The organism is Siphonobacter curvatus (assembly GCF_002943425.1).
GTDB lineage: Bacteria > Bacteroidota > Bacteroidia > Cytophagales > Spirosomataceae > Siphonobacter > Siphonobacter curvatus.
Map to the genome: position 1 here is coordinate 1,505,225 of NZ_PTRA01000001.1, position 25,633 is coordinate 1,530,857.

General features: G+C 47.8%; 20 protein-coding genes. 7 read left to right on the top strand and 13 right to left on the bottom strand.

Going from position 1 to position 25,633, the window contains the following annotated elements; translation table 11 throughout:
- Positions 1 to 241: 241 nt before the first annotated feature.
- Both C5O19_RS06090 and C5O19_RS06095 read left to right on the top strand, forming a co-directional pair.
- Positions 242 to 1,501: a proline dehydrogenase family protein gene (locus C5O19_RS06090; RefSeq protein ID WP_243406335.1), complete on the top strand. Its 1,260-nt coding sequence runs from the start codon at positions 242 to 244 to the stop codon at positions 1,499 to 1,501.
- Positions 1,502 to 1,649: 148 nt separating this feature from the next.
- A complete protein-coding gene (locus C5O19_RS06095; protein WP_165795948.1) occupies positions 1,650 to 2,291 on the top strand; it encodes a lipoprotein signal peptidase in 642 nt (213 codons plus the stop codon).
- 269 nt (positions 2,292 to 2,560) lie between these two features.
- Here C5O19_RS06095 and C5O19_RS06100 read toward each other — a convergent pair whose 3' ends face one another.
- The 9 genes from C5O19_RS06100 to C5O19_RS06140 all read right to left on the bottom strand — a co-directional run bounded on the left by C5O19_RS06100 (position 2,561) and on the right by C5O19_RS06140 (position 11,846).
- Positions 2,561 to 3,181 carry an OmpH family outer membrane protein gene (locus tag C5O19_RS06100; RefSeq protein ID WP_104710552.1) on the bottom strand — a complete coding sequence of 207 codons (621 nt, stop codon included), beginning with the start codon at positions 3,179 to 3,181 and terminating at the stop codon, positions 2,561 to 2,563.
- 5 nt (positions 3,182 to 3,186) lie between these two features.
- Positions 3,187 to 3,762, bottom strand: coding sequence for an OmpH family outer membrane protein (locus tag C5O19_RS06105; RefSeq protein ID WP_104710554.1), 576 nt, complete (start codon positions 3,760 to 3,762; stop codon positions 3,187 to 3,189).
- A 60-nt stretch (positions 3,763 to 3,822) separates the two neighbouring features.
- Complete coding sequence (gene bamA / locus C5O19_RS06110) at positions 3,823 to 6,456, bottom strand: outer membrane protein assembly factor BamA (RefSeq protein ID WP_104710555.1); 2,634 nt, start codon at positions 6,454 to 6,456, stop codon at positions 3,823 to 3,825.
- A gap of 99 nt (positions 6,457 to 6,555) precedes the next feature.
- Entirely contained in the window at positions 6,556 to 7,296 is a 741-nt protein-coding gene (locus C5O19_RS06115; protein ID WP_104710557.1) for an isoprenyl transferase, read from the bottom strand.
- Positions 7,297 to 7,396: 100 nt separating this feature from the next.
- The gene (gene porG / locus C5O19_RS06120) at positions 7,397 to 8,068 is read right to left on the bottom strand and encodes a type IX secretion system protein PorG (protein WP_104710559.1); all 672 of its coding nucleotides are present in this window, start codon (positions 8,066 to 8,068) and stop codon (positions 7,397 to 7,399) included.
- Between the two features lie 66 nt (positions 8,069 to 8,134).
- Positions 8,135 to 9,118: a hypothetical protein gene (locus C5O19_RS06125; RefSeq protein WP_243406336.1), complete on the bottom strand. Its 984-nt coding sequence runs from the start codon at positions 9,116 to 9,118 to the stop codon at positions 8,135 to 8,137.
- A 109-nt stretch (positions 9,119 to 9,227) separates the two neighbouring features.
- Positions 9,228 to 10,103: an NAD kinase gene (locus C5O19_RS06130; RefSeq protein ID WP_094813971.1), complete on the bottom strand. Its 876-nt coding sequence runs from the start codon at positions 10,101 to 10,103 to the stop codon at positions 9,228 to 9,230.
- A 62-nt stretch (positions 10,104 to 10,165) separates the two neighbouring features.
- Positions 10,166 to 10,978: a hypothetical protein gene (locus C5O19_RS06135; RefSeq protein ID WP_104710560.1), complete on the bottom strand. Its 813-nt coding sequence runs from the start codon at positions 10,976 to 10,978 to the stop codon at positions 10,166 to 10,168.
- Between the two features lie 256 nt (positions 10,979 to 11,234).
- Positions 11,235 to 11,846 (bottom strand): thioredoxin family protein, encoded by a 612-nt coding sequence (locus C5O19_RS06140; RefSeq protein ID WP_104710562.1) that lies wholly within the window; start codon positions 11,844 to 11,846, stop codon positions 11,235 to 11,237.
- Positions 11,847 to 11,932: 86 nt separating this feature from the next.
- Here C5O19_RS06140 and C5O19_RS06145 point away from each other — a divergent pair, with 86 nt between their 5' ends.
- The 3 genes from C5O19_RS06145 to C5O19_RS06155 are packed head-to-tail and all read left to right on the top strand — an operon-like array spanning position 11,933 to position 13,858.
- Positions 11,933 to 12,334, top strand: a complete 402-nt coding sequence (locus C5O19_RS06145; protein ID WP_104710564.1) for a GNAT family N-acetyltransferase — start codon at positions 11,933 to 11,935, stop codon at positions 12,332 to 12,334.
- A 54-nt stretch (positions 12,335 to 12,388) separates the two neighbouring features.
- Positions 12,389 to 13,258 (top strand): ChaN family lipoprotein, encoded by an 870-nt coding sequence (locus C5O19_RS06150; protein WP_104710565.1) that lies wholly within the window; start codon positions 12,389 to 12,391, stop codon positions 13,256 to 13,258.
- 24 nt (positions 13,259 to 13,282) lie between these two features.
- A complete protein-coding gene (locus C5O19_RS06155) occupies positions 13,283 to 13,858 on the top strand; it encodes a hypothetical protein (RefSeq protein ID WP_104710567.1) in 576 nt (191 codons plus the stop codon).
- A gap of 77 nt (positions 13,859 to 13,935) precedes the next feature.
- Here C5O19_RS06155 and C5O19_RS06160 read toward each other — a convergent pair whose 3' ends face one another.
- A complete protein-coding gene (locus tag C5O19_RS06160) occupies positions 13,936 to 14,580 on the bottom strand; it encodes a response regulator (protein WP_104710569.1) in 645 nt (214 codons plus the stop codon).
- A gap of 73 nt (positions 14,581 to 14,653) precedes the next feature.
- On the bottom strand, positions 14,654 to 17,686 hold the full coding sequence (locus tag C5O19_RS06165; RefSeq protein WP_104710571.1) for a sensor histidine kinase: 3,033 nt from the start codon (positions 17,684 to 17,686) through the stop codon (positions 14,654 to 14,656).
- Between the two features lie 333 nt (positions 17,687 to 18,019).
- Here C5O19_RS06165 and C5O19_RS06170 point away from each other — a divergent pair, with 333 nt between their 5' ends.
- Positions 18,020 to 20,209 carry a S9 family peptidase gene (locus C5O19_RS06170; RefSeq protein ID WP_104710573.1) on the top strand — a complete coding sequence of 730 codons (2,190 nt, stop codon included), beginning with the start codon at positions 18,020 to 18,022 and terminating at the stop codon, positions 20,207 to 20,209.
- Between the two features lie 134 nt (positions 20,210 to 20,343).
- On the top strand, positions 20,344 to 21,237 hold the full coding sequence (locus C5O19_RS06175) for a phosphodiester glycosidase family protein (protein ID WP_104710576.1): 894 nt from the start codon (positions 20,344 to 20,346) through the stop codon (positions 21,235 to 21,237).
- A 579-nt stretch (positions 21,238 to 21,816) separates the two neighbouring features.
- Here C5O19_RS06175 and C5O19_RS06180 read toward each other — a convergent pair.
- Together C5O19_RS06180 and C5O19_RS06185 are read right to left on the bottom strand one after the other, a co-directional pair.
- Positions 21,817 to 22,644: a tyrosine-protein phosphatase gene (locus C5O19_RS06180; RefSeq protein ID WP_104710578.1), complete on the bottom strand. Its 828-nt coding sequence runs from the start codon at positions 22,642 to 22,644 to the stop codon at positions 21,817 to 21,819.
- A 39-nt stretch (positions 22,645 to 22,683) separates the two neighbouring features.
- A complete protein-coding gene (locus C5O19_RS06185) occupies positions 22,684 to 25,566 on the bottom strand; it encodes a TonB-dependent receptor (RefSeq protein WP_104710580.1) in 2,883 nt (960 codons plus the stop codon).
- Positions 25,567 to 25,633 lie beyond the last annotated feature (67 nt).

The following is a 25,633-nucleotide window of genomic DNA, read 5'->3' on the forward strand; positions in this document are numbered from 1 at the left end:
CTTTTAGTACTTTAATTGAAATAACAAACTTAAAATCAGAATGTTAAGTATTCAAAGATAGCCCTTTTTATTAAAAAAATCGGTACTGACTTGTGAAAATGAAGAGCGTTTACCCTTACCTTTGTAGCCGCTTTTCGACAAAAAATTATGGATTGCCGATTAGCCCGCTTAAGATTTAGAAATGCCCAACCTGAACCTGCCTGCTATATTCACACTTTTACACTAACACGGTTCACTTCCTATGCCCAAAATGGACATTTTGAAAGCTCCGATTCATCAACAGACTCGCGAAATCAAACTCTCTTTTGATGACACCTCGGTAGCTTTTGCTAATCAATCCGACTGGCAACTCAAGAAAACGTATTTCATTTTTGCGGCCATGAATCGAAACTGGCTTGTAAAGATAGGTACCTTTTTTATGAAATTGTTTTTAATGCTCAAATTTCCCATTAAAGGAGCCATTAAAAGCACAATCTTTGAGCATTTCTGCGGTGGAGAGACAATTGAAGGCTGTACGAACACAATCCAGCAGTTGGATAAAGCTCACATCGGAACAATTCTTGATTATTCCGTAGAAGGAGAAGATTCAGAGGAATCTTTTGACGTAACGGTGAAGGAAATTTTGCGGACCATTGAAAAGGCTGCACAGATGCCTGCCATTCCTTTCTCGGTATTTAAAGTAACGGGGATTGCCAGTACCGAATTATTGGAAAAAGCTCAGTCCGCTCAAGGTCTGAATGATACGGAGACGGCCGCTTTTGTCCGCGTACGCGAGCGAATGGATATTCTTTGCAAAGCAGCGTATGAACATCACGTACGGATTTTTGTCGATGCCGAAGAAACCTGGATTCAGGATACCATCGATCAACTAGCCTACGAGATGATGGAACGGTATAATCGCAAAGAATGTATCGTTTGGAATACGTATCAAATGTATCGCGTAGAAAGCTATGCCAATCTAGTACAAGCTACGGAAACGGCTTTGGCAAAAGGATATGAGCTGGGTGTGAAACTAGTACGCGGAGCTTACATGGAAAAAGAACGCCAGCGGGCTCACGAAATGGAATATTCCGATCCAATTCATGCCACGAAAGAAGATACGGATCAGGCGTATAATCAAGCCGTTCTGTACTTCCTGGAGAACCGAAACGTGATTTCGATTTGTCTGGGTACGCATAATGAATATTCCTGCTTGTTACTGGCTGAGAAGATGAAAGAGGCCGGTATTCCCGTCAACGATGCTCACATCTGGTTTGCTCAGTTGTTGGGGATGAGTGATAACATTAGTTTTAACTTAGCTCACAGTGGCTACAATGTGGCCAAATATGTGCCTTATGGACCGGTAGAAGCCGTTATGCCTTATTTGTTCCGCCGGGCTGAAGAAAATACCTCGGTAGCCGGACAGGCCAGCCGGGAATTTACACTACTGAAGAAAGAAGTTCGACGCCGAAAGCGGGCCGTTCGACAGCAACTGTGTAAATCAAAAAAATCAGTTCAATAATCTTACGGAAAGCCCTCATTCGACTCGAATGGGGGCTTTTCATATAAAAGCTATCCGTTTCGTACAAACACTTCTGAATTTTGTACGTTAGATAGGAACGACTTACCCGATTAACTCATTTCTTTGTGGGTTGCTAATGATTACCTGAATGAAGAATCCTCTGAAGTTTTTTTTGCTGACACTCTTTGTTATTGTCCTGGATCAGACCGTTAAATACCTTGTATACAAAAATATGTATCTGGGGGAAGACATTCCCTTAATCGGAAAGTGGCTGAGTATCCATTATGTTTTGAATCCGGGTATGGCCTTTGGTATGCAGCTGGACCATCCCTATGGCAAGTTGATTCTTACTTTGTTTCGTCTGGTTGCCATGGCTGTAATTGCCTGGTATTTGACTCGACTCGCCCGTCGTAATGCTCCCGATGGCCTTTTGTGGTGCATTGCTGCCATTTTAGGCGGAGCGATTGGTAACGTTATCGATTCAACTTTTTACGGCGTTCTGTTAGGAAACGCTCCTTACGATGCTCCATCGCCCTGGTTCCACGGTCAAGTAATCGACATGGTGCTATTCAATCCTTGGGAAGGTTATTTACCCGAATGGATTCCGATCTGGGGCGGTTCTTATTATACGAGTCCAGTCTTCAATATTGCTGATGCTTCGATTTTTCTGGGTGTAGTGTTCATCCTGATTTTCCAATCTCAGTTCTTTAACGAAGAAGAAAAAGCACAGGATGAAAATAAGCCAGCAGTAAAGAATGATGTACTTCGGGATTCTTCCTCAGAAGTATAAATCGAACTTCCTATTCACAAAAAAGCCTCTGGTATTTCTAGACCAGAGGCTTTTTTGTAAACAATTCTTGTAAGCGGAGAGGGTAGGGCTATGAACTGTAGGAATAGAACATAAAAAGCCTCAGTAAAGCTTCTGGGGGAAACGAACAAGTCTCTATTTACAATAATCGATTTCATAGGAATTGATGATGGCGTCGTTATTTACATCTACTATTAACAAAAAAGCCCAGACTCGTAGAGGCTGGGCTTTTACTGTACTCAATAAACAAATTAGGGCTTTTTAGCCGGTGTTTTAGGAGCACCCTGTCCGGCAGGCTGTGCTGCAGCAGGCTGAGCGGCGGCTTTTTTCAGAGCTTCAGGATCAACGCCCATTTTCTTGAATACCAAATCCGTTACTTCCGTAGCAGGATCGGCGTATAGAACGATTGGGTTCAATTGCGTACTAACCGAGCTACTTAAAATGAACGTATAGTTATTCTCTTTCGCAACGGATTTGATAGCATTATCAATGTCAGCCAGCAGGGGTTGAAGCAGTTGTTGTTGCTTCTGACCTAATTCAGTCTGAGCATTCTGTTGCAAGGTTTGCAGACGTTCCTGAATACCTTGCAGTTCTTTTTGCTTGTCGGCTTTGATTACATCCGACATGGTGGGTTCTGCTTTTTGATAAGCAGTGTATTTGTCCTGCAGGTCTTTTTGCAGACTCTGCATTTGGTTTTGGTATTGCGTACTCCGAGTTTGCAGTTCAGCTTCTACAGCCTTGGATTTGGGGTGACCTGCTAACAGAACATCAATATCGGTATAGCCAATTTTGAGGGCTGACTGGGCATTCGCGTTTAATCCTACGAAGGCAAGGGCAGCGGCGGTCAGAACGGCAAAAATTTGTTTTTTCATTGGTTTTACTGCTTGGTCTTTGTGTTTTGCGTTGGTGTGTTTGTTTGATTGGGGTTAGCTTTCGGATCTATGCCCAATTCTTCGAGTACGTAGTCCGAGTAATCATCCCGGGGGTCCGTATAGATCATGGCCAGGCCTTCGGAGGATTTGTCCAGAATCATGCGAAGTTGTTTCTGCCGGGCTACTTTTTCGACGGCCCGGCTGAGCTCATCCATGATGGGTTTGAGTACGTCTTTTCGTCTTTGGTGGTACTGTCCATTATAACCAAAAACCTTATTATTTAATTCTTTGACTTCGTTTTCTTTTCGTTCGATTTCCTCCCGACGTTGCTGCTTCATAGGTTCGGTTAGCAAAGGCTCTTCCGATTTATACAGACGTTCGAGCTTATCGATTTCCGCATGTTTGTCGGCAATTTCCTTTGTTCGTACCTGTGTCCAGCGATCCATTTCGCTATTCACTTTCTGAAACTCGGGCATTTTACTAACAATGTACTCGGAGTCAATATATCCAAATCGCTGGGCCCAGGCAGGGCTTACCTGCAAAACGAACGCCAAAAATAGGAAAAATAAGCTGCTTCTCACGAGTTATGGATTTAACAATACTATAATTCAGCAATGGCGGACTAAATAAGCTTGCTACGATTAGCGAATTTGCTGGCCAATGGTAAAGTGGAACTGGCCTTTACCTGCCTGCTGAATCGAGCCTGTTGGACCAACGTTGCGGTCAAAACCGTAGCCGTAATCGATACCAATCATACCAAAGGCGGGCATGAAGATACGAGCACCGATACCAGCCGAACGTTTCAGATCAAAGGGATTGAAATACTTGTAGCTATCCCAGTTGTTACCCGCTTCCATGAACCCTAAAACGAATACGGTAGCTGAGGGGTTCAACGAGATGGGATAACGAATCTCCATTACGTATTTATTGTACACAACCCCACCATTTCCCTGATACAGACGAGTTGGGTCCGTCCGAACGCTACGATCGTCGTAACCGCGTAAACCGATGATATCCTGTGCAATGGCAAACTGACCTTGTCCGGAAAGTCCTGAACCACCCAGTACAAAGCGTTCCAGAGGAATGATACCAAGCTTAGAGTTATAGTTACCCAGGAAACCCATGTGAGCCCGCGTATGGAAGACCAGTTTTCCCGTAATAGGCACGAACCAGGATAGGTCAAACATCCACTTATGGTACTCCAGGAAACGGTATTTTTCCTGAGGTTCGTTCGGGTTCCAGTTAGAGGCTCTAAACAAAGAGTACGGCGGCGTCAGTGTAGCCGACAGCGACAGCGAAGAACCTCTCCGCGTATACTGTGGGTTATCGAGATCGTAACGGGTCAGTGTAGTGATCAGTGAAATGTTGTTTGAATTACCCGTATCAAAATCCCGAATCTGTAAGATACCGTAGTTCTTGAATTCGTAACGCATGTACGACAGGGCCATATTCAGACCGAAACGGTTGTCTGGACGGCGTAAACGTTTTCCTAAGCTAATGGAAGCCCCGGTAGTATTAAAGTACCCGCGTTCATTACCCAGCGGTCCTCCAACACCTCCGTATCCGCCGCCATACCCTCCACCATAACCGCCATAGCCATAACCGCTACCATAGCCACCATAGCCATTGTAATCGAAGATACGATATACCTGACGGTTGATATTAAAGGAAAAAGCATTGGGTTTTTTACCACCCAGCCAGGGTTCAGTAAATGATAAGGAATAGTTCTGGAACTGCTTACCGTTAGCCTGGAAACGAACGGCCAATTTCTGACCATCTCCAGCCGGCAGCGGCCGCCAGGCTTTCAGGTTCGTGATGTTACGGGCTGAGAAGTTATTAAAGACAACCCCTAACGTACCCACAAAGCCAATGTAACCACCCCAACCTCCAGAAAGCTCAATCTGATCTGAAGCTTTTTCTTCAACGGTGTACTCAATATCTACCGTGTAGTCGTTACGGGGAATCGGGTTGATACCGATTTTCTCCGCATCAAAGTAACCCAGACGGGCTAACTCCTGCTGAGTACTCACAACGGCTGTTTTCGAGAATTTCTGACCGGGTAGCGTCAGGATTTCCCGGAGTACTACGTGATCGGAAGTCTTGGTATTTCCGTTCAGAATAATTTTATTGATGGTAAATTGCTTTCCTTCAAAAATATTGAAGTTAATGTCAATAGAGTCGCCTTCGATAGCCGTCTCTTCGGGATCGGCCCGGAAGTACAGGTAACCCGCATCCATGTAGAGCGAAGAAACGTCATAACCAGGACTGCCCTGTAAACGTTTTTGAAGTTCTTCCGGATTGTATACGTCACCTTTTTTAAGGCCTAATATTTCCGTTAATAAGGAGTCAGAGTGTAGATAGTTACCCTGCCAGGAAATATTACGGAAGTAATATTTTTTACCTTCTTCCAGTTTGACATACACGTCAACCGTCTTGTTATCGTGCGAGTATACGGAGTCAACCACGATGCGGGCATCCCGATACCCTTTTTTATTGTAGAAGTCGATAACCTTGCCTTTATCCTCTTCAAACTTTTTCGGAATAAACTTGGAAGGAGTAAAAACCCGGCCAAAACGCATCTGCTTGGTACCCTTCATTTTATTCCGTACCGTAGCTTCGGGCAGTTGTTCCCGACCGTCCAGATCCAGTTCGTGAATTTTGATTTTGGGCCCTTTCGTAATGGCTACGTTTAAGGCGGCGTTATTACCACGGGCCGTATCCGACACTTGACGAACTTTTACGTCTGCGTTCAGAAAGCCTTTTTCTACGTAGTGTTTTTTGATCGTAGCCTGGGTATTTTTGATGAGGGCTTCGTTAATAATCTTTCCCTTAATCAGCTTTACCTTATCATTAAGAGCGTCTTTTTCACCCTTACGAACGCCCGTAAACGTAATTTTATACAAGCGAGAACGCTCCCGCATGAAAATGTCCAGCCAAATATTTTCACCTTCAATTTTGGTGGCCGTTACTTCCACGTCTTCCAAAATGCCCTGATCCATCAATTTCTTGATGGCTCCTGAGATTGCAATGCCGGGAATCTGGATTTTGTCCCCAACGCCCAACCCCGAAATAGAGATAAGCGAATTCGCGTCGTAGAATTTGGTCCCACTAGTCGTAATTCCTTTGATGATGTATTCTTTCGGCTGCGTGTAATCGATTTCCTGGCTAGCAGCGGGTTGCTGAGGCGTTGCCGGCTGGCCGCCTAAACCCACGCGGGCCTGGCTGAAGGAAAGAAATGGCAGGAAAATCAGGAGGAGAGGGAAAACCTTTCTCATTGGGTTAATGACAACATTTCTGTAGTGGGAGTGCCTGTCTTTCAGGGAAATATCCTTTTTTAGTCAGTGGTTCCAGCAAACAGAAATTTTAGGGAATAGTTAGGCTTTTAATTGTTCGCTGGTCTTTCCAAAACGACGTTCACGGTTCTGATAATCTTTGAGAGCTTTATCTAAATGCTCCCGGCGGAAATCGGGCCAAAAGGTATCCGTAAAATGAAGCTCGGCATAGGCTAATTGCCACAGTAAAAAATTACTGATGCGGTGATCCCCGCCGGTACGAATCATCAAATCAACATCGGGCATACCGCTCGTAGCCAAGGCTTTGCTCAGATGTTCCTCGGTTAATTGCCCAGATGCAAATTCTCCGCGTTGGGTTGCATCAACGAGTTTTTTAACCCCTTGCATAATGTCCCATTTACCACTGTAACTTAAAGCCAGTACCAGCGAAAGACCCGTATTGTGTTGAGTACGATCCATGGCTTGCTTTAAATCTCTCTGGCAGCGTGCGGGCAGACTTTGCGTATCACCAATGGTTAACAAGCGAATATTATTTTTCAGTAATTTGGGGGTTTGGTCGGCTATGGCCTGTACGAGCAGTTCCATCAAAGCGTCTACCTCTTCCTGGGGACGGTCCCAGTTTTCCGTGGAAAACGTATAGAGCGTCAGGTACTCAATGCCTAATTCAGCACAGCCTTCCACGACATCCTCTACTGCTTTAATGGCGTGACGGTGGCCGAAAATCCGGCTTAACATACCTTTTTGTTTGGCCCAGCGTCCGTTTCCGTCCATAATAACGGCGATGTGGCGGGGGAGATTGCCTGTATGAATAGTTTCCTTCATCCTCTAATACGAAAAACCGATAAGGTTCGAAACCTTACCGGTTCTGAACGATCGTGCAAAAGTAAGAATTTCGTGGCAGTTTTCGTTCGGTTTACCAGGATTAGGGACAGATCACCCGAAGGATTGTATAACTCACCGAAAGAGACGTATAATAATACATGTCTTTTCGCGTCGGATCAGACTGTAATTCTTTAGGAACCGTTGGTCCAGAGACATTATAATTATCCAGATAATCCGACCAGGTTTTACGAGTACCGAACTCAAACCCCAGGCTCCAGGGGCCTTTAATCTGCCACTTGATACCGGCTCCAAATGGAATGGCTAACCCCGACTTTTTGTATGATTCCGTAGCCGCCTGATCGGGCTTGAAATTATAAAAGGCCAGACCGCCAAATACGTAGGGAGACCAGTTACGGGGTTTTCGTCGCGTATAATCGAAATTCAGGAAATTATACTGAATATCCGCTCCGGCTTCCATGATCCGTGTGCCGAAGATAATACCTCTGGACCGCTGAAAAGGGTCGGAGCTTTCGAAGTCACTGGCAAAAATTCGTCCAGCAGTGAAAGAAACGCGACCGGAAAGAGCTTTAGAGGCATTATAACGAAAGAAGAGATTTCCTCCGGGACGGGCAAACTTGAGATGTAGGTTGGGAGAAATGTCTCCTTTGTAATGCATCATACCTAGACCAGCTCCGAATTCAATTTTCTGAGCCTGAGCCCAACCGAATGCTGACATCCACAGGAGGAAGAAAAGAATAGATCGCTGGAACATATGTGAAAAGGGTTCGTGTGGTAAAGCACGAACCCATCGATTAATATATCGCTATATACAATACTGCTAACGTAAGGGAGGACATTTAATTTTGGGAGTAATGATATAATTCAGGTGAATGGCAGTTAAAAAGTAATAGTCTTTGTTGCCACCACCACGACCTTCACCCCAATTATTGCCCGGTATATTATCGGGACTTCCTCCCTGTTCAGTGAAAATACGTTGAAGTCCAGCAGTACGATCTCCTCCTTTGCGGGCAGCTACTGGTTCCAGACTACGATTACTCATGGCTTGAGCCAGGGCATCTCCTGCAAAAACGTCAGGGTTCGCAGGGTAATAGCCTCCGACATCATCTAGATAATCCGTAAAAGAAAATCTGAAACCAGCTTCAGCAGAAATATCCCAATTTCGCTTGTATCGGAAACGAAAACCTAAACCGATGGGAATAGCTCCCGAGACAAGCGAATAAGGTTTAGCGTACCCTGGACGCCCCTGTCCTTCCGTTCCTAAAGGTTGAAGCTTCACCCACTCATTCCCGAACTCTTCTGGGGTTCGTGCTTTAGGGTTGTGTGCAAGGATCGCAAGACCTCCAAATACGTAAGGAACAATCGCAGGCCGATCAAAGGCATTCCGTCCTTCAGGGATGATATTGTAAATAGCGGTAACCGAAAGTTCTTTTAGATCATTTCTGAAGTGAGCATTACGAAGAAAGTTATTATCGAACTGAGGCCGGCCATTGAACTTATAATCATCACCGGATATACGGGCTAACGTCAACGCGGCTCTACCACTAAAGCGGGGCGTAAAATGACGCGTATAGTTGCCCGTTATGTTCCAACGCATCATACCGAAGACGGTATTGATAGGATCTTTAAGCGGAGCAAGCTCACCGAAATAAGTAGAAGTACCAATGCCAAAAGCTACACTGGAATAGGGCTCAAATTGAGGTTTACGGGCTCTAGCGTAATTTTTACTAAGTCTGAGTTGAGCGTCAGAGTAACCCAGGCCCAACAAATAGAGTGTACTGATCAATAAAAGTCTTTTTCTCATATGAAGGTCATATATGAATCATCAAAGGTATTCGTCTAACGACAGGCAGCAAAAATTGGTATGTTGTGGGATCGAATACTTTCGGTAATGATAGGGTGAGTTGGAAGGATTAATTACGGATATCTAAGCCCCAGTTTAGTTTACTACGCAGTGTTTCCAGGAAAGTGTCTCCTTTCACTTTGACTAGATGAGCACTAAAACGCTCTCTTCTGACGCAATAACGTACGGAATCATCCACTACTTTGGATCGGGAGTCTAGGGAAATTAAGCAACTTTTACTACGGCTTTCTACCGTGACCTCAATCCGACTGCCATCGTTGACTACGATGGGTCGAACATTCAAGTTGTGCGGGCTAATCGGAGCAATGATGAAATTGTTCGTACGCGGTAACACTACGGGGCCACCTACGCTGAGGCAATAACCCGTCGAGCCCGTAGGCGTGGAAATAACCAGCCCGTCGGCCCAGTACGAATTAAGAAATTCTCCATCGAGCCAGGTATGCACCACAATCATCGACGAGCGGTCTGTTTTCGTAACGACAAAATCGTTCAGGCCGAAATTAGTACCTTCAAATACGTCCCGATCATTTTCAACGTGCAAGAGTACGCGTTCGTCGATCGAAAATTTCCCATTTTCCAGCCAATCCAGCGTCTGGGTAATTTCGTCGGGATTGATAGTCGCTAAGAAACCCAGCCGGCCCGTATTGACGCCAACGATGGGTAAGGTACGTTCACCGACGTGGGTGACCGTTTCAAGCAACGTACCGTCGCCGCCGATGCTAAAGACAAAATCCGCGTCAAATAGATCCTGACGATTTTGATAGGTTGCCGTAAATGGATGATTGATGGCCGCATCCTGAATGTTCTGGCGATAGTCTTCGTGAATCTGAACCTCCGCTCCCCGGCGGGCCAGTTCACCCAATAAAGCCTGAATGGCAGGTCTGGTCTGTTCCGTCAGCGGACGGCCATTAAGAGCAATTTTCATGAAACAGATGCTTTAAGCCGTACGCTAGGGAAGGCATTCGGTACTATAACCCCAGAGCAGGACTAAAGTTTTGGGCGATGGTATTGTTCAATTTCCCGGTAGGCTCCATCAAATTCATAGCCATCCCGTACTTGTTGAACCAGTCGTTGTAGGCCCGCTTGGCCAACCAGTCCTAACCATCGCGATACTTCTTTTCCAGAAGTAACGTACGATTGGGCCGTTCGGTTAGCATCAGCCTGACCCCGGTGTGTACCAAAAAAACCATTCAAGGTCACAATATCTTGAAGATGCGGAGCCGTTTTTCCGTGATTGGTGAGAATGTCCCATTCCTGAACATAGCCGTTATAACGACGGCTTAAATCAGGATCAGAATAGCGATAGTCAACCATGAGAGCAACGCCTTCGTCGAACCACTGGGGCAGGGAAGATTTGGCTTTCATCCAGCCTAAACGAGCAAATAATTCGTCGTGGCACATTTCGTGAGCAATCACATCCACGTTTAAGCCATCCGGATTGAGTACAATCCAGGAGCCCGTAGGCGTTCCTAGACTACAGCCAGCTCCTTCGTAGAGCAAACAGAATTTTTGGTATTCTTCCCGATTAGAACAGAAAATAATGGTAGCCTCACCCCGCTGATCTCCCCAGAATCCACTGACGCGTTTGCGAGCCTGCGTAATGAAATGAAGTAGTGAGTCGCGACGTTGCGTGCTGACGTGATCGCTGGCATAAACGGAGGGAGCAACCTTTGAAAAACCACGAAAACGTACGGTTTGACAGGCCCAAATGGGTGGAAACCAGAGGTAATAGGCCGCAAGTAGAAAAATACCGAAAAGTAAAATATTGACGATCAGTCGCTTACCACTCCAACGTATCATAGTTTAACCTCGCCCTTCAATGGTCAGCCGGGCTAGCGTTTTCGTCAAAATTATAACGATACACCCGGATTCCCACCATGAAAAAATGTTTTTAATACTAAAGCCTCTAGTAGCTTTTACCGTAAGCATCTGAACAAGAAGGCTATATCTTCAAGGCTTTTCTTCCCGAGTATGTACGGAAATTTTCGTACTGCCGACTGATGCAAACAAAAAATCAACCATTGAAAGCAATTTCCAAGGGTTGATTTTAAGTAGGTTACGAAAGTTGTTTCAGTACCTGGAATAGCTCGGCTTGTGTCGTGAGCGTTTTGTCTTTGGCGTACCATGTGTGGAGTTGCGTACTGAGTTCATCAAAGCTTACGTTTGCTGCTTTGAGCGACCAGTACAAATCCTGAGCGGAAGCGGGTCGGGGTCCCCATTCCGCTACTTCTTCAAGCGTGTCAGCTTCGAGAATAACCAGTTTAGGAATGGCCCGGCCCCCCTTGGTCAAATGAGCATCGATCAAATCCAGATTGGAATCACGTAGCACGTACCGGGTCTGGATTTTCCCTTGCGAAGCTTCAGCAATGCGTTCGAGCACGGGTACAATCTGGGCCGCATCGCCGCACCAGCCTTCTGTAATGATGAGCCAGTAGTAAGATTTAGGATTAGCCTCAATGGCCGCCAAAATTTCGGGCATCAGGACCGTGGTCTTGTCCAGTCGATGCATCCGTTGTACATTGAGTTGCGTATACTTGGTCAGCATTTCTGACTGGTTCGGGCCCGTGGTTTTACCTTCAGCCAGTAGTTCGTCAATCAGATGCCGATAAGCGGAATAAGAATAGGCGGATTCAATACGCTGGGAAGAAATAAGGGGAGAAGTTTCCATAAATATGTAATGAATTTTTACCGCAACGGTTACCCCAGGGGCTTAGTTCAATCGGCTGGGGACCGAAATAAACATCCAATTGTTCCATGATTGACTACAGCACCGAAAAAAAAATTTCTGCCGAAACGTTTATTGATCTGCTGACTCGCTCGACACTGGGCGAACGCCGACCCATTGCCGATACCGAACGAATGCAAGGCATGCTGGATGCGGCCAATATTCTAGTTACTGCCTGGGATGGAGCTCAATTAGTGGGCGTATCACGAGCCCTGAGTGACTTTAGTTTCTGTACGTATTTGGCCGATTTAGCGGTGGATGAAGCGTATCAGCACCAGGGGATTGGCCGTCGATTGGTAGAACTGACGCACGAAGTAGCAGGGCCCATGACCAGCCTGATTTTATTGGCCGCTCCCAAAGCCGTGGCTTATTATCCAAAAATTGGAATGAAACGTAGTGAAGTGTGTTTTACGTTGGATCGACAGCAATAAAATTGCCCTGGAAAGCCGTACCATCCTTACGTCTAAGTCCTACTACTTTTTCTTATGCGAAGCCTGTTCCTGATTCTTGTCGGTATCCTAGCGGGAGCTTTTACTGATAAACCAGCGTATCTTATCTATAATCAGCAGTTAAAGCCTTCGAGCTACGAGGCCCTGCTTCAACAGGCGGCCAATGCCGATGTGGTCCTGTTTGGTGAATTGCATAACAATCCCATCAGTCATTGGCTACAACTCGAATTGACGAAAGACTTGTATCAACGGAAAAAGCAGCAACTCATTTTGGGAGCTGAAATGTTTGAAGCCGATAATCAGCTGGTATTGACCGAGTATGGGCAGGGAAAAATAACCACGCAACAACTCGAAGCCGAGGCCAAAGTCTGGCCAAATTTCCGGACGGACTATAAACCGCTGGTGGATTTTGCCCAAAGCGAATCCATTCCCTTCGTAGCTACCAATATTCCCCGGCGTTATGCGAGTATCGTGGCCAAAAAGGGACTGGAGGAGTTAAGCCGTCTCAGTCCCGAAGCTCAGCAAGCGATTGCTCCCTTGCCCGTTACCGTTGATTTAACTTTACCGGGTTACGCCGACATGCTGAAAATGGGAGGTATGCACAGTTCGTCGGGCTCCGTAGCCGCCGAAAATATGGCCAAGGCTCAGGCAATCAAAGATGCAACGATGGCTCACTTCATTCTGAAAAACTGGAAAAAAGGACAAACTTTTCTGCATTTCAACGGCAGTTACCACAGTCAGAACTTCGAAGGCATTTACTGGTACCTGAAAAAAGCCAACCCGGATTTACGCGTTGTAACCATTGCTACCGTAGAGGAAACCAACCTATCCGTACCGAAGGAAGCCAAGCCCGAACTGGCACATTTTATTTTAGTAGTACCCGAGACCATGACGAAAACCCATTGAAAAGCATTAAATACCACGTGAGCCATGCAGGATATAGAACCCTTTTACGGCTGGGAGAAATATTACATCGCCGCCGAAGATCCGCAGTCCCCCTTCTTTGAACGGGAGTACAATTATCAGCAGTATGAAAATACGGTATATGATTACTACATACATCCTAACTGGGATGAGATCGGTTCCGAGACCTTATACTGCAAAATCCTGTACACGGATTACGACCTGAACTTTACGATTATCGAGTTACTGGGCGAATGGAACGATACGCTTCACAACGACATCATGCATTTTAAACGTAATGTAATTGATCAGCAGTTGTCGCAGGGAATCAGTAAGTTCATTTTGATTGGTGAAAACGTGTTCAATTTTCACGGAAGTAGCGACGACGATTATTACGCCGAGTGGTTTGAAGAAGTCGGCGACGGCTGGATTACGGCCCTGAACTTCCGGGATTTTGTAGAAGATGAATTCACCAAATACCATCTGGACTATTACATCAATTACGGGGGTACGCTGGAGGAAATTCCCAACTGGCGTACGCTCAAACCCCGGCTTTTCTTTGAAGGTGTTCAGCGGCTGATCATGCGTAGATTAGGTGCCTGATCGTTTGAAAGGATGTTAACAAAAAACCTCCCGAATCCTCGGGAGGTTTTTGTTGGGCTGTACCCGGAAAATAAGACCTAGATCAGCCGTTCTTTGGTCGCTTTCTCGATGGCTTCCGCCTTTGAATGCACTTCCAGCTTCCAGTAGATATTCTTGATGTGCGTACGGATGGTTTCCTTGTCCACAAAAAGCTCGTCGGCAATGGTGGAGTAGCTTTTACCCTTGGCTAACAATTCCAGTACTTCCGTTTCCCGCGAAGTAAGGGGCGAGTTCCGGTTTTTTTGAAACGACTGAACCACCATACGGGCCACGTTGGTACTCATGGGAGCCCCACCGTTCTGAATTTCCTGAATGGCTTCCAGTAAGCGACTGGGCGGCATGTTTTTCGTGAGATAGCCCCCCGCTCCGGCACATAACGCTTTGAATACCAAATCGTCGTTTTCGTAAACGGTAATGACAATGATGTTCGTTTGAGGCCGTGCTTTTTTAATGCGGCTAATGCCTTCAATGCCGTTCATGCCCGGCAATTCAATGTCCATCAAAATAACATCGGGAGCGTCCTGAGTTAGGTGAGGTAGAGCTTCTTCGCAAGAAGCATAGGTATTGACAATGTGAAAACCTGAAGTGCCGTCAATGAGTAGGGCAAAACCTTCGCGGATGACCGAATCGTCTTCGACAATGCAGACATTTATTGTTTCAGGAGCAGACAAAACTAAATTCATGGCTTTTTAAAAAGTACGCTAAAGATACGCTTTGGCCAACGGGCGTTGCATCAATAAGAAAAAAAACAGTGATTTATTTGGACACTGTAGGCTTTTTCTGTGGTAAGCGGATGCAGACGCTGACGACCGTACCCTGGGCTGGAGTACTTTCAAGCGTAAATATTCCCTCAAACTTACGAGCCCGGCTTTCCATATTAAGGAGACCGTTACCCTTCCGACTTTTACGGGCGTCAAACCCTTGGCCATTATCAATCCAGCGAATGGTCGCCTCATCGCCCTGACGTTCAAAGGCCAGGAAAGTCTGCGTAGCCTGAGCGTGTTTGAGCGTATTGCTAATGGCTTCTTTAAAGAGAAAAATCAGGTGACGGCTCATACCCATTGGCAAAACGTAATTTCGTAACGATTCGTCCAAACCATTGATGTCAAACCGGATGCCCGTCTTGTCGAGTACGTCGTCACCAAAATCCTTGAGTCGAATGGCAATCTCGTACAGGTTATCGTGATCGGGATTAATGGCCCAGATGAAATCTTTCGTGCCCTGATACATCCGGTTGGCATTATCGCTGATTTTGGTGAGCAGCGGAAGAACTTCGGCCGAAGGCTCCGGCAGGCGGGCTTTGATGATTTCAGTAAGCATCGAAATACGGGTGATTGTATTCCCGAATTCATCGTGTAAATCCTGGGCGGCAAGCTTACGAACGCGTTCGTTTTCCACTAGTTTGACTTTTTCCAGTTCCAGCAAATGAGCCACCTGCCTCCGAACCCGAGACTGGTAAATGAGCTGGGCCGTACCACCCACGACAAGCAGACAAATGACGTAAAACCACCAACGTTGCCAGAAGGGTGGCACGACGACAATCGGGATCTGTAAGATTTGCGAATCGTTCCAGAGGCCATCGGCATTTGAAGCCTTTACTTTTAACGTATACGTTCCCGGACTCAGATTGGAAAAACTGATGTAACGACGCGTACCGCTAAAGTTCCAGTTGGTTTGAAAGCCTTCCAGCAGGTACGCATACTGATTTTTCTGCGGACTACTGTAGTCGAGGGTATTATAGACAAAGGAAAAAAAGTTTTCGTTAGCCTGAATCGTCAGTTGGTGATCATGAGCGAGCAGGCTGTCGAAGGCAAAAGGCTTTTCAAATTTTCGAAACGACGTCAGTACGACCGGGGGCGTAAAGCGACTTTCCGTAAGTTCCTGAGGATTGAAACTGACTAGTAAGCCAATACCACCGAAGAAAAACGTTCCGTCCGCACTGCGGTGAAAAGCACCGGTATTGAACTCATTCGCCATCAACCCATCCCGACTACTGTAATTCCGGAAGGTTTGCGTACGAGGATCGAAGCGGGAAAGGCCCCGGTTGGTACTCATCCAGAAACGGCCCTCCTGATCCTCCAGCATACCATATACGACGTGATTGGCTAGTCCGTCCTGTTCGGTAAAATGCTCGAAACGGGGTTGGCCATCCCTGAAAAACAAGCGGCTGAGGCCTTTACTGCTGGTAACCCAGAGTTGGCCCTTGCGGTCGCAATGCAGATCATAGATTTCATTACTCAGCAGACTTTCCGGGTCGTCGGTCTGGTTGTAATAGGGCGTAATACGTCCGTTGGTATCAATGCGATTCAGTCCCCCCATGGTTCCTACCCAAAGTGTACCGTCGGGCATTTCCTGAATAGCCTCTATGGTTGATTCGGGGCCTTTAGAGCTAAACTCAAACCGCGTAAGTTGCCCCGCTCTGTTACGCTTATACAGGGCTTTCCCCGTACCAATCCACAACTGGTGGTGCCGGTCCTCGTAGAGTTTACTTACCATCGGAAACTCCCGGTAAGCCGGATCGGAAACAAACTGACTTCCGCTCCAGCGGTAAAGACCTTTACTACTGCCCACCCAAAGCGTACCCTTATAGTCTTCCAAAATGCTATAAATACGCTCACCCAATAGCTTCTCGCTAAAATGCTGACTTTCCAAGGTGTGCTGGTTGATGCAGAATAAACCCCGATAGGTGCCGGCCCAGAGGTTATGGTGGCGGTCAGTATACAGCGAAAAGAATGACTGCAAAGAACCCGGAGGCGTAATCAAATCTTCCCAATGCCGAAAACTATTTTTGGCCTGACTAAAGACTTGTACGCCCGCATCGCGGGTGCCGAGCCAGATGACGTCTTCTTTCGGGTCCGGCCCCTGGTACAGAGAGGTCACTACGTTGCTTTGCAGCCCTTTTTTGGCATTCCCCGTCCAGTGGGAAAGAAGTGGTAGCGTAGGGTCTTGTAGGTCGTACCGATAAATACCTTCATTACGCACCGATACCCATAAGACGGATTTATGGCTTACCAGCAGTGCCAGTACGGGTTGCTGCGTGGGTAGGAAACGTTGAACGGAACCAGGTTTTTGGGTACTGATCTGATGTAGGCCTACCTCGGTACCCACCCAGAGGCGATACGTCGCGTCCTGAACAATACTGTACACGGGGGTGTGGGGGAGCGACCAGTGAATAACTCGCCGAATGCCTTTTTCAACGGGACTAATGCGGTATAAACCCTGACTCGTTCCAGCCCAGAGAAAACCTTGTGAGTCACGGTGTAGGGTGTAAATGACGCGGTCTTTGAGCAGGTAATCTGAAGAGCTTACTAAGTTCTGAAAGTCGAGTTCGGGGCTGGCCGTACTCTTCATTCGAAAGAGGCCATTGGGCGTACCTATCCAAAGCGAACCGTCACGATCTTCAACAAGAGCATTAACGGTGAGTTTATAGGAAGTACCGTATCGGGTAATGATACCGTTAATGCGGTCAAAGCGATTGAGTCCCTGACGCGTACCAACCCAGAGATGGCCCTGTCGATCTTCACAAAACGACAGAATGAATTCATTCGACAGACTATTAGCTTGAAAAGGCTGATGCTGGTAAGTAACAAACTGATGGCCGTCAAAACGATTGAGACCATTTTGGGTACCCAGCCAGATGTAGCCTTGCTGGTCCTTAAGTAGACAGTTGACACCACTTTGGGAAAGCCCCTCTTCCAGGGAATACTGGTCCAGAAATACCGAATTGGATTGGCCGAATCCGAAGCAGGCCCAAAAGCATGCGAGGCATAGAAAAAAGACTTTCATCATGGCTGAAGGGCACGTTTCGTGCAAAAACAAAGGTAAAAGACACAAATTTTGCAAGAAACCCCCCAAAATGTGGGATTTTATAGGAGGTATACATTTTTTAATTTTGGGCCGTAGAATTTTTACAAAGTTTTGGTTAAGGGAAAAAACAGTTCTGTCTTGCGGAGCTGTTTTTTAGTTTCTAAGGCTTGGGTACGCTAGCCCAACAAGTAGCCAGAATTCCGTCTTTCGAAGGATACACTCTGCTACTCATCTACACCTGCCAATCCTCGTTACATTCTGGGGTATTCTTCACTAATTTTGACAAATTCGTCTCTTCACTTTATTCCCATTTGTATGAGAGTATTACTTGTACTGCTTTATATGCCCTTTTTTGTCTGGGCTCAAAATGAAAAAATTACGGTCTCCGACCTCACACGAATCAAGTCGGCTTCTTCCATAAGCCTTTCGCCCGACGGCAAACGGGCCGTGTATGCCGTGCAAACCACGGAACCGGATGCCGAAAAGAAATGGGAGTACAACTACCGAACACACCTCTGGCTGACGGATTTTCAAAACCCATCCCGCCAATTAACCCAGGGCGAAGAAAGCGTGAGCCGGGCCATCTGGAAGGATGCAAAAACCTTGCTGTTTACGCGTCCGGTGAAAGGGAAATCGCAATTGTTTCAACTTTCCCTGGAAGGGGGAGAACCTCGCCAGCTAACCGACTGGAAGTACGGCATTGGAAACCCGATCTTGTCTCCGGATGGATCAAAAATCGTTTTTTCAGTAGGATTGAGCCTGACGGAATTGCTGAAAGACAGTTTGTTTAATCCCTCCAAAACAGTACCCGAATGGTCGTATGAAAAACCGGGCTTCAAGGACAATGCCTTTTTGAAAAGTGATTCGAAAGTAAAGCCGAATCCGGATGGCTCACTAGCTGAAATTCGGGCGTTTCTGAATCAGGATGTAGTGGATAAAAAAGCGAAAGTCATCAACCGGCTCAATTTTCAGGGGGAGGCTACGACCCAGCCCGAACTCAATTTCAGTCACATTTGCGTACTGGAGCTGAAAGAAGGAGCCACGCCGAAAGTCCTGACCACTGGCTTTAAGTCAGTTCAGGCTTCCGCGTGGAGTTTCGACGGGAAAGCCATTTACGCAACCACGGGTCAGCAAGCTAACGCTCATCCCGATCGGGAGCAAACTAGCAAAGTCATTCGCCTGACGCCGGAGAACGGCCAGATGCAGGACGTTTTTCAGGCCGAAAACCAACGGGCCTTTGCTCCGCTGCCCTCCTGGGATGGGCAACGAATCGCACTGCTGACGAGTCCTTCCGAAGGCGTCAATTTCCCTAAGCTCACAATTATTGCTACTAGCGGATCGGCTCAGCCGATAACGGTTGAATTTGATCGCTCGGTATCGAACCTGTCCTGGTCAAAAGATTCCAAATATCTGTATTTCAGTGCCCAGTCCAATGGGGGCCAACCGCTGTACCGCTGGAATGTAGCGACGCAAAAGGTAGAGCAACTCTCGGATTACGATTCGGGTATGTTGGATTTTGACGTGTCAGCGGATAAACTCGTATTCGTAAAAACGCAGGTTTCCGCTCCGAATGAGGTGTACTGGATTTCGCTGGCGAAAGCGGCTAAAAAAGGCAAAGCTTCGGATTTGACGCTGGCCGAGTTGAAAACGGCCATTCAGGGGGCTAAGCCTTTTACCTCTCTCAATGACTGGGTAGCGAAGAAAACCCTGAGTATGCCCGAAAAGCGGACGTTCCAGAACGAGAAAGGCCAGACAGTGGAGTACTGGATTATGAAACCCGCGAACGTACAGGTCGGTAAGAAATATCCGCTGTTGCTGAATATGCACGGCGGACCGACTGCGATGTGGGGACCGGGCGAGGCCAGTATGTGGCATGAATTTCAGTATTTCTGCTCGCAGGGCTATGGCGTAGTGTATGCCAACCCGCGTGGTTCGGGTGGGTATGGACTGGACTTTCAGCGGGGTAACATCAAGGACTGGGGTACCGGACCGGCTTCGGACGTACTGCGGGCCGCGACTGAAGCGGCAAAAGAAAGCTGGGCCGACACGGCTCGTCAGGTGATCACGGGCGGTAGTTATGCGGGCTATCTGACGGCCTGGATCGTTGGGCATGATCATCGCTTCAAAGCTGCGTTTTCGCAACGAGGGGTGTATGATTTGACCACTTTTCTGGGGGAAGGCAATGCATGGCGACTGGTACCTAACTATTTCCAATATCCCTGGCTGGACAAAACCGACCGCGTTCTGGAAGCCAACTCGCCCTACACCTTTGTAGATCAAATTCGGACGCCTTTGCTAATTAAACACGGCGAAAACGACTTACGTACGGGAGTCATTCAATCGGAAATGATGTATAAATCGATGAAAATCATGGGTAAAGAAGTGGAATACGTACGCATGCCCGGTGGTACCCACGAGCTGAGCCGGAGCGGAAACGTTCGGCAGCGAATTGACCGGATGTTACGGATTTATGAATTTTTTGAACGTTACGTCGGAACGAAGTAAGAAGCTAAATCCCTGACCCTAAGTGGTCGGGGATTTTTGTTTGAAAACGCTAAACCAGGCTTTACCCCGGAGCGTTCTAGCGGAGGTACGCTTTTTACGCGGTTATTGTAGAAGTTTTGTGAAAATAAATAGCTATGAAATATCTGTGTATCCTATTAATAAGTTGTGCAGGCTTTACTTCTGCTCAAAGCCGAACGAGTACTGACGACTCGTTGGCGTTGATGAAAGCCACTTGGAATTTTCTGGACGTGGCCTCTGGAGTGACCTGGAAACACGTGCATTTAAAAGACAAAGAGCTTTTTCAGTCCAATCAGAACATCAATGTATTGGACACCAAACTGAAAAATCGACGGGTCGTCTTCGGCCTGGTTTCCGCCGATACGCCCGGAGATTCGACGCGTAAGCTGGTGCCGACCAGTACGCTGACCAAAAAAGCGGGAGCCGTCGCGGCAGTAAACGGTACATTTTTCAACGTGAAACAAGCGGGATCAGAAGATCTGATCAAGATTGAGGGGAAGGTGCTGGACACGACTACGTATGCCTCCAATAAACCGTTGATCGAACATAAACAGGCGGCTCTGACCATCCGCAAACGGAAAATAAGTATTGAGCGAGCTCCCAACGAGCGGGCCTATGGCTGGGATCAAAAGCTGAATGCTCCGGATGTCATGGTAACGGGTCCTTTGCTGTTGTGGGAAGGGCAGCCGATACCGCTGAAAAAAAATGCCTTCAATGATAACCGTCACCCACGTACGGCGGCCTGCATTACGCGTGAAAAACACCTTTTGCTGGTTACCGTGGACGGGCGAAATGCCCAGGCGGCAGGGATGTCCTTGCCTGAACTGACGTATCTACTGAAACAGTTTCGCTGCGAACGTGCGGTCAATCTGGATGGCGGCGGCTCTACGACGATGGTCATTACGGGTCAGCCTTACGAAGGCGTAGTGAATATGCCTTCGGACAATAAAGTCTTTGATCATCTGGGGGAAAGGGCGGTGAGTAATGCGATTTTTATTCGGAAGAAGTAAAGTTTGGGTGGGTTTAAGCTTGTATAGCCAAACCTAATTTGACCCGCAGGCATGGCTGGGAAAGAGCCTATTTTATCTCATGGTGTTTCGTTCGTTATTCACCCAGACTGGGTTTGGGTTCTTAAATATGGCTGTTCGGTAGCCCGTAAGCCTTCCCGGCTGGACTTCTCCACCACTAACCATTTCATGAGGGCGACATCCCGCTTTAGGCCACCGCGTTGCGGCGGTCGTAGGTCGTTCCGTTGCTCAATGGCGGGAGAGGTTTTTCATCTTCTAGCATTTCATTAATTGTTAGTTAGTAATTGCTATAAGATAACCAAACATCTGCATGGGCTACAGAACCCAGGCCCCGTCTTATCGCGAAAAGCCGCCTTTTTCATCCGCAAAGCGGTAGCCTAAAGCGGGATGAAAAGAGCGGTGGGCGTGCCGGCATGGGATGCCCCGCATGCGATGCCCGGCATGGAATGCATATGGACTAAATAACCAGCCAACTCTGAAGGGCCAAAGAGTGATCTTGTACGAAAGAGTTGATTGTTGGTAGGAAATCCCTTCATGGAATACACAGTCTTCAAAACTCCTTTATTTCAAAAACTTATCCTGCAACGCCTTCCGACGCGGAGCAGTCAATCCCATTTCCTTTTCCAGAAACTGATCCATGCTGCCGTATTTTTTATTGATCGCCTGGAAGGTGTTTTCTAGATAAGCCGGGTTGGCGTCCAACATGGAGCGGGCGGCTTCGGGATTCAGGCCCTGCTGAGCCATGCCCTGAAGCATCCGTTCTCGATCCACTTTCCAGAACAGATTCGTCGCCTGATAATCCTTCAAAATCGTTTGACGGTCTACATTCAGGGCTGACAACACCAGAGCGGCTCCGATTCCCGTCCGGTCTTTCCCCGCCGTGCAGTGAAAGAGTAAGGATTCATCACCCTTCAATGTAAGTAAATGATCAAAAAGAGGTTTGTATTTGGCTTTCAGATGCTCAGTACTCCGATAGGTTTGCAGTAGTAAAGTATCCTTCTGGGTACTATTTTTCATCGCTTCGTAAAACTTCGCCATTTGTACGTGTTCGCTACCCGCGGGCAGGTGTACGTATTGCACGCCCGTCGGGAGACGGTCCGGAGCCTTTTGGACCTCCTCGGGACTCCGCAGATCGCAGTCTACCGCGAGATGAACGGATTCCAGCGTTTTCAAATCCCGATCACTGAGTTTACTAATATCCGCCGAGCGGTAGATGCGGCCCCACTGCACCTGACGGCCATCGGGCGTAGGATAACCCCCTAGGTCGCGGAAATTCGAGCTACCCTCCAGTACTACGGCCCGACGGCTGTTATAAACCAGCGTATCCTGCTGAGCAAAAACGGTTCCTGAAATCAATACGGAAGTAATGAGAATGAATGCCTTTTTCATACGTATGTTATGATGAATAAGAGTAGATGAACCTTACGATTAGAAAATGTCCCAGCGAATACCGGCCTGTCCGCGTTGCGAATACCACTCGGTACTGGTTGTCCGTTCGGGTTTGCCCATGTACATGCGAACAGGCTCGTTGGTGAGATTATTCACTTCCACGAACACCCGGAACTTCGCGTTGATGGCATACGCCGCCGAGCCGTCTAAAGTAAAGTTGTTATTCGTCCAGATGTAGAAATCAGGACCCAACTGCTGGTTGATAGTTTCGACCGAGCGACCCCGGAAGTTTCCGGCCAGACGAATCGTGAGTCCCTTGCGTTCGTAGAACAGAATGGAGTTGAACAGAAATTTCGACTGATTGGGTAGGGAAGTCGTTTCATACTGCCGTTCGTTATTGACAACTCTCGGTACCCGTAACGACGAATGAATCGCCGTACCGTTCAGCTCAACACCCAGACCACTCAGGAAACCCGGCAGAAAATCGAAGCGGCGAAGCATACCCAGTTCCAGTCCCTGCAACGTCGCATTTTCCAGGTTTTGCGGTTGCGTTACCAGAGCCTGAGCACCGTTGTAAATTTCGATGGACTGGTTACTGAAACTGTAGTCCTTGATTTTTTTGTAGAAAAGACCTCCCGTAACCAGACCAATGTTATCGAAATAGTACTCGCCCATCAGGTCAAAATTACTGGCGAAGGTGGGTTTCAGATCGATATTGCCCCGCGTAATGGTTAGGGGATTGGTCGTAGTATTGATGTTTTCGCCCGGATTCAGTTCGGTAAAATTCGGACGAATGAACGTCCGCGTGAAAGCAGCCCGAAGCACGGATTTCGACGTAGGCGTATACTTCAGGTGAATCATCGGCAAAAAGGCGTGGTAATCATTCTTCACCGTGGTGGGGGTTACCGTCTCTACGCTTTTCGACTGGTCGTTTTCAGTAATCGTTTCCCGTTTGTACGACGAACCGTTCAGTTCAACGGCGGTATGCTCGTTGCGTACCCCACCAAAAAGCTTGAGTTTCGGCGTCACATTCCATTCACCCATCACGTAAAGGGCTAGTACATCTTCCGTCCCATCGAAATGACCCGTGGCATTAGAAACCGGCGTTACGTCCCGAAACTGATTGGTTTGCTGAAACTGCGTGGAGAAAAGATCAAACAACTGGTTCTTGGTCAGACTATTGATCGCATAGGAACCATAATCAGCATTCAGGTTACGGAAGAAATTCTGGCGAACGGGAAATTCAGTCCGTTCCAGCTGACTAAGCGGCACCAGCGGAGCCGCATTCGGAACACCCAGGGCCCGGTTGGGCAGATAAACCAGCGAGGCCTGCGTCGATTCCTTATACTTGTGGCGGTACTTGCCACCAACCTTTAACGAAAACCGCGACGAAAAGTCATACTTCACATTAGCCTGAGCTACCCGGTCTTCTTCTTTCGTACCTAACTGATAAATGACCAGTTGCTGCAGCGTGAGTTGCGTGGGGTGCACCCGTTCCTTCGGGTCTTTCAGGTGGGGCAGAATCTGCATCGGGTCGTCACCTACGCCGTTGGGAGAATCAAAAGACAAATACCGTTTCCCATCCGAAGCCAGTCCCCCGAAACCTTGCGTAAGCTTCTGCCGGAAGGTGGCAATGGGCAAACCGCGTTTCTCTTTGGGCAACGTAGGAGGCGTATCGATGTAGTATTCGCTAACGTAATTTGAAGCCGACCAGTCCAGTTTCAACCGCGACGCCAACTGATGCTCGCCACCGATTTCTCCGCCGTCAATGCGTGTCTGGTAGTAAGAGTAGCGGTAATTGAGCTGGTATTCGTTGGTATTGAAGAGCAGATACGACTCGTATACCGGACGAATATCGTTGAACTTGTCGTGCAGGGCCCGACCAAAGATTCGGTGTTTCTCGTTGAAACGGTATTCCAGCCCGGCGTTAAGTCCGTACGTCTGGCGTTTACCCATGTACCGTTTCAGCAATAAGCTGTTCAAAGAATACCGTTGCTCCGGAACCGGCAGGCCCGTATTGTACGAAACGACGTATTCGTCCGTTCCCCACTGCCGATCCCAGATGGCCGCCGTCAGCATGACGCCCAGCTTGCCTTTCATAAAGCGGTCGCCGTAGGTAATGGAAGCGTTGTACGTACCGTCTTTTGAAAAGTTGTTGTAACCACCGGCGGCACTCACGCTCAGCTTGCGAAACTCCGGAGCGACCCGCGTCACAAAATTGATCGAACCGCCAATGGCATCGCCTTCCATATCGGGCGTCAGAGCTTTGGCTACCTGTACGTACTGGATGATCTCGGAAGGAACGGCGTCGAGTACCGCATTCCGGCTACCGCCCACACTGGCACTCGGCATGCGGGTACCGTTGAGTAGGGTAGAAGTCCAGCTAAAGGGTACGCCCCGTACCGTCGCCTGATCGGCCTCACCATGGTAGCGGGCCACCGCCACGCCGGGCATCCGCTGGACGGCTTCGGCGGCGTTACGGTCGGGTAGTTTCCCAATGGCATCGGCGGCCATCACGTCCATCAGGGCGAGGGAATTTCGTTTAATACTCATCGCCTTGATCTGGGAAGCCGCCATCGTACCGCGAACTACTACGTCCGACAGAGCTTTCCCTTCGGGCGTGAGTTTAATGACGGGAATAACTACTTCGCCCGTCGTAGCCTGCACCGTCAGTTCGGCCGTCTGGTAGCCAATGTACCCCGCGGCCAGCGTAACCGGCCCAGCCGGTACGTTTGTCAGTCGGAAGGCTCCACTCAGATCGGTTACCGTTCCCTGTGAGGTGCCTTTCAGGCGAATGGCTGCTCCGGGCAAAGGACCGTTTTCGTCCTCGATTCGTCCCGTTACTGAGCCCGAATGTTGACCGAACGCAAGGGTTCCGCTCAGGCAGAGGAGCAGACTAAAGAGTAATCGTTTCAATCGCATAGGGGTGTCTTTGTGTTTCGGCAGCGAAACTAGGGGCGTGGGAAAAGAAAAAAGTTCAGGCCGATCG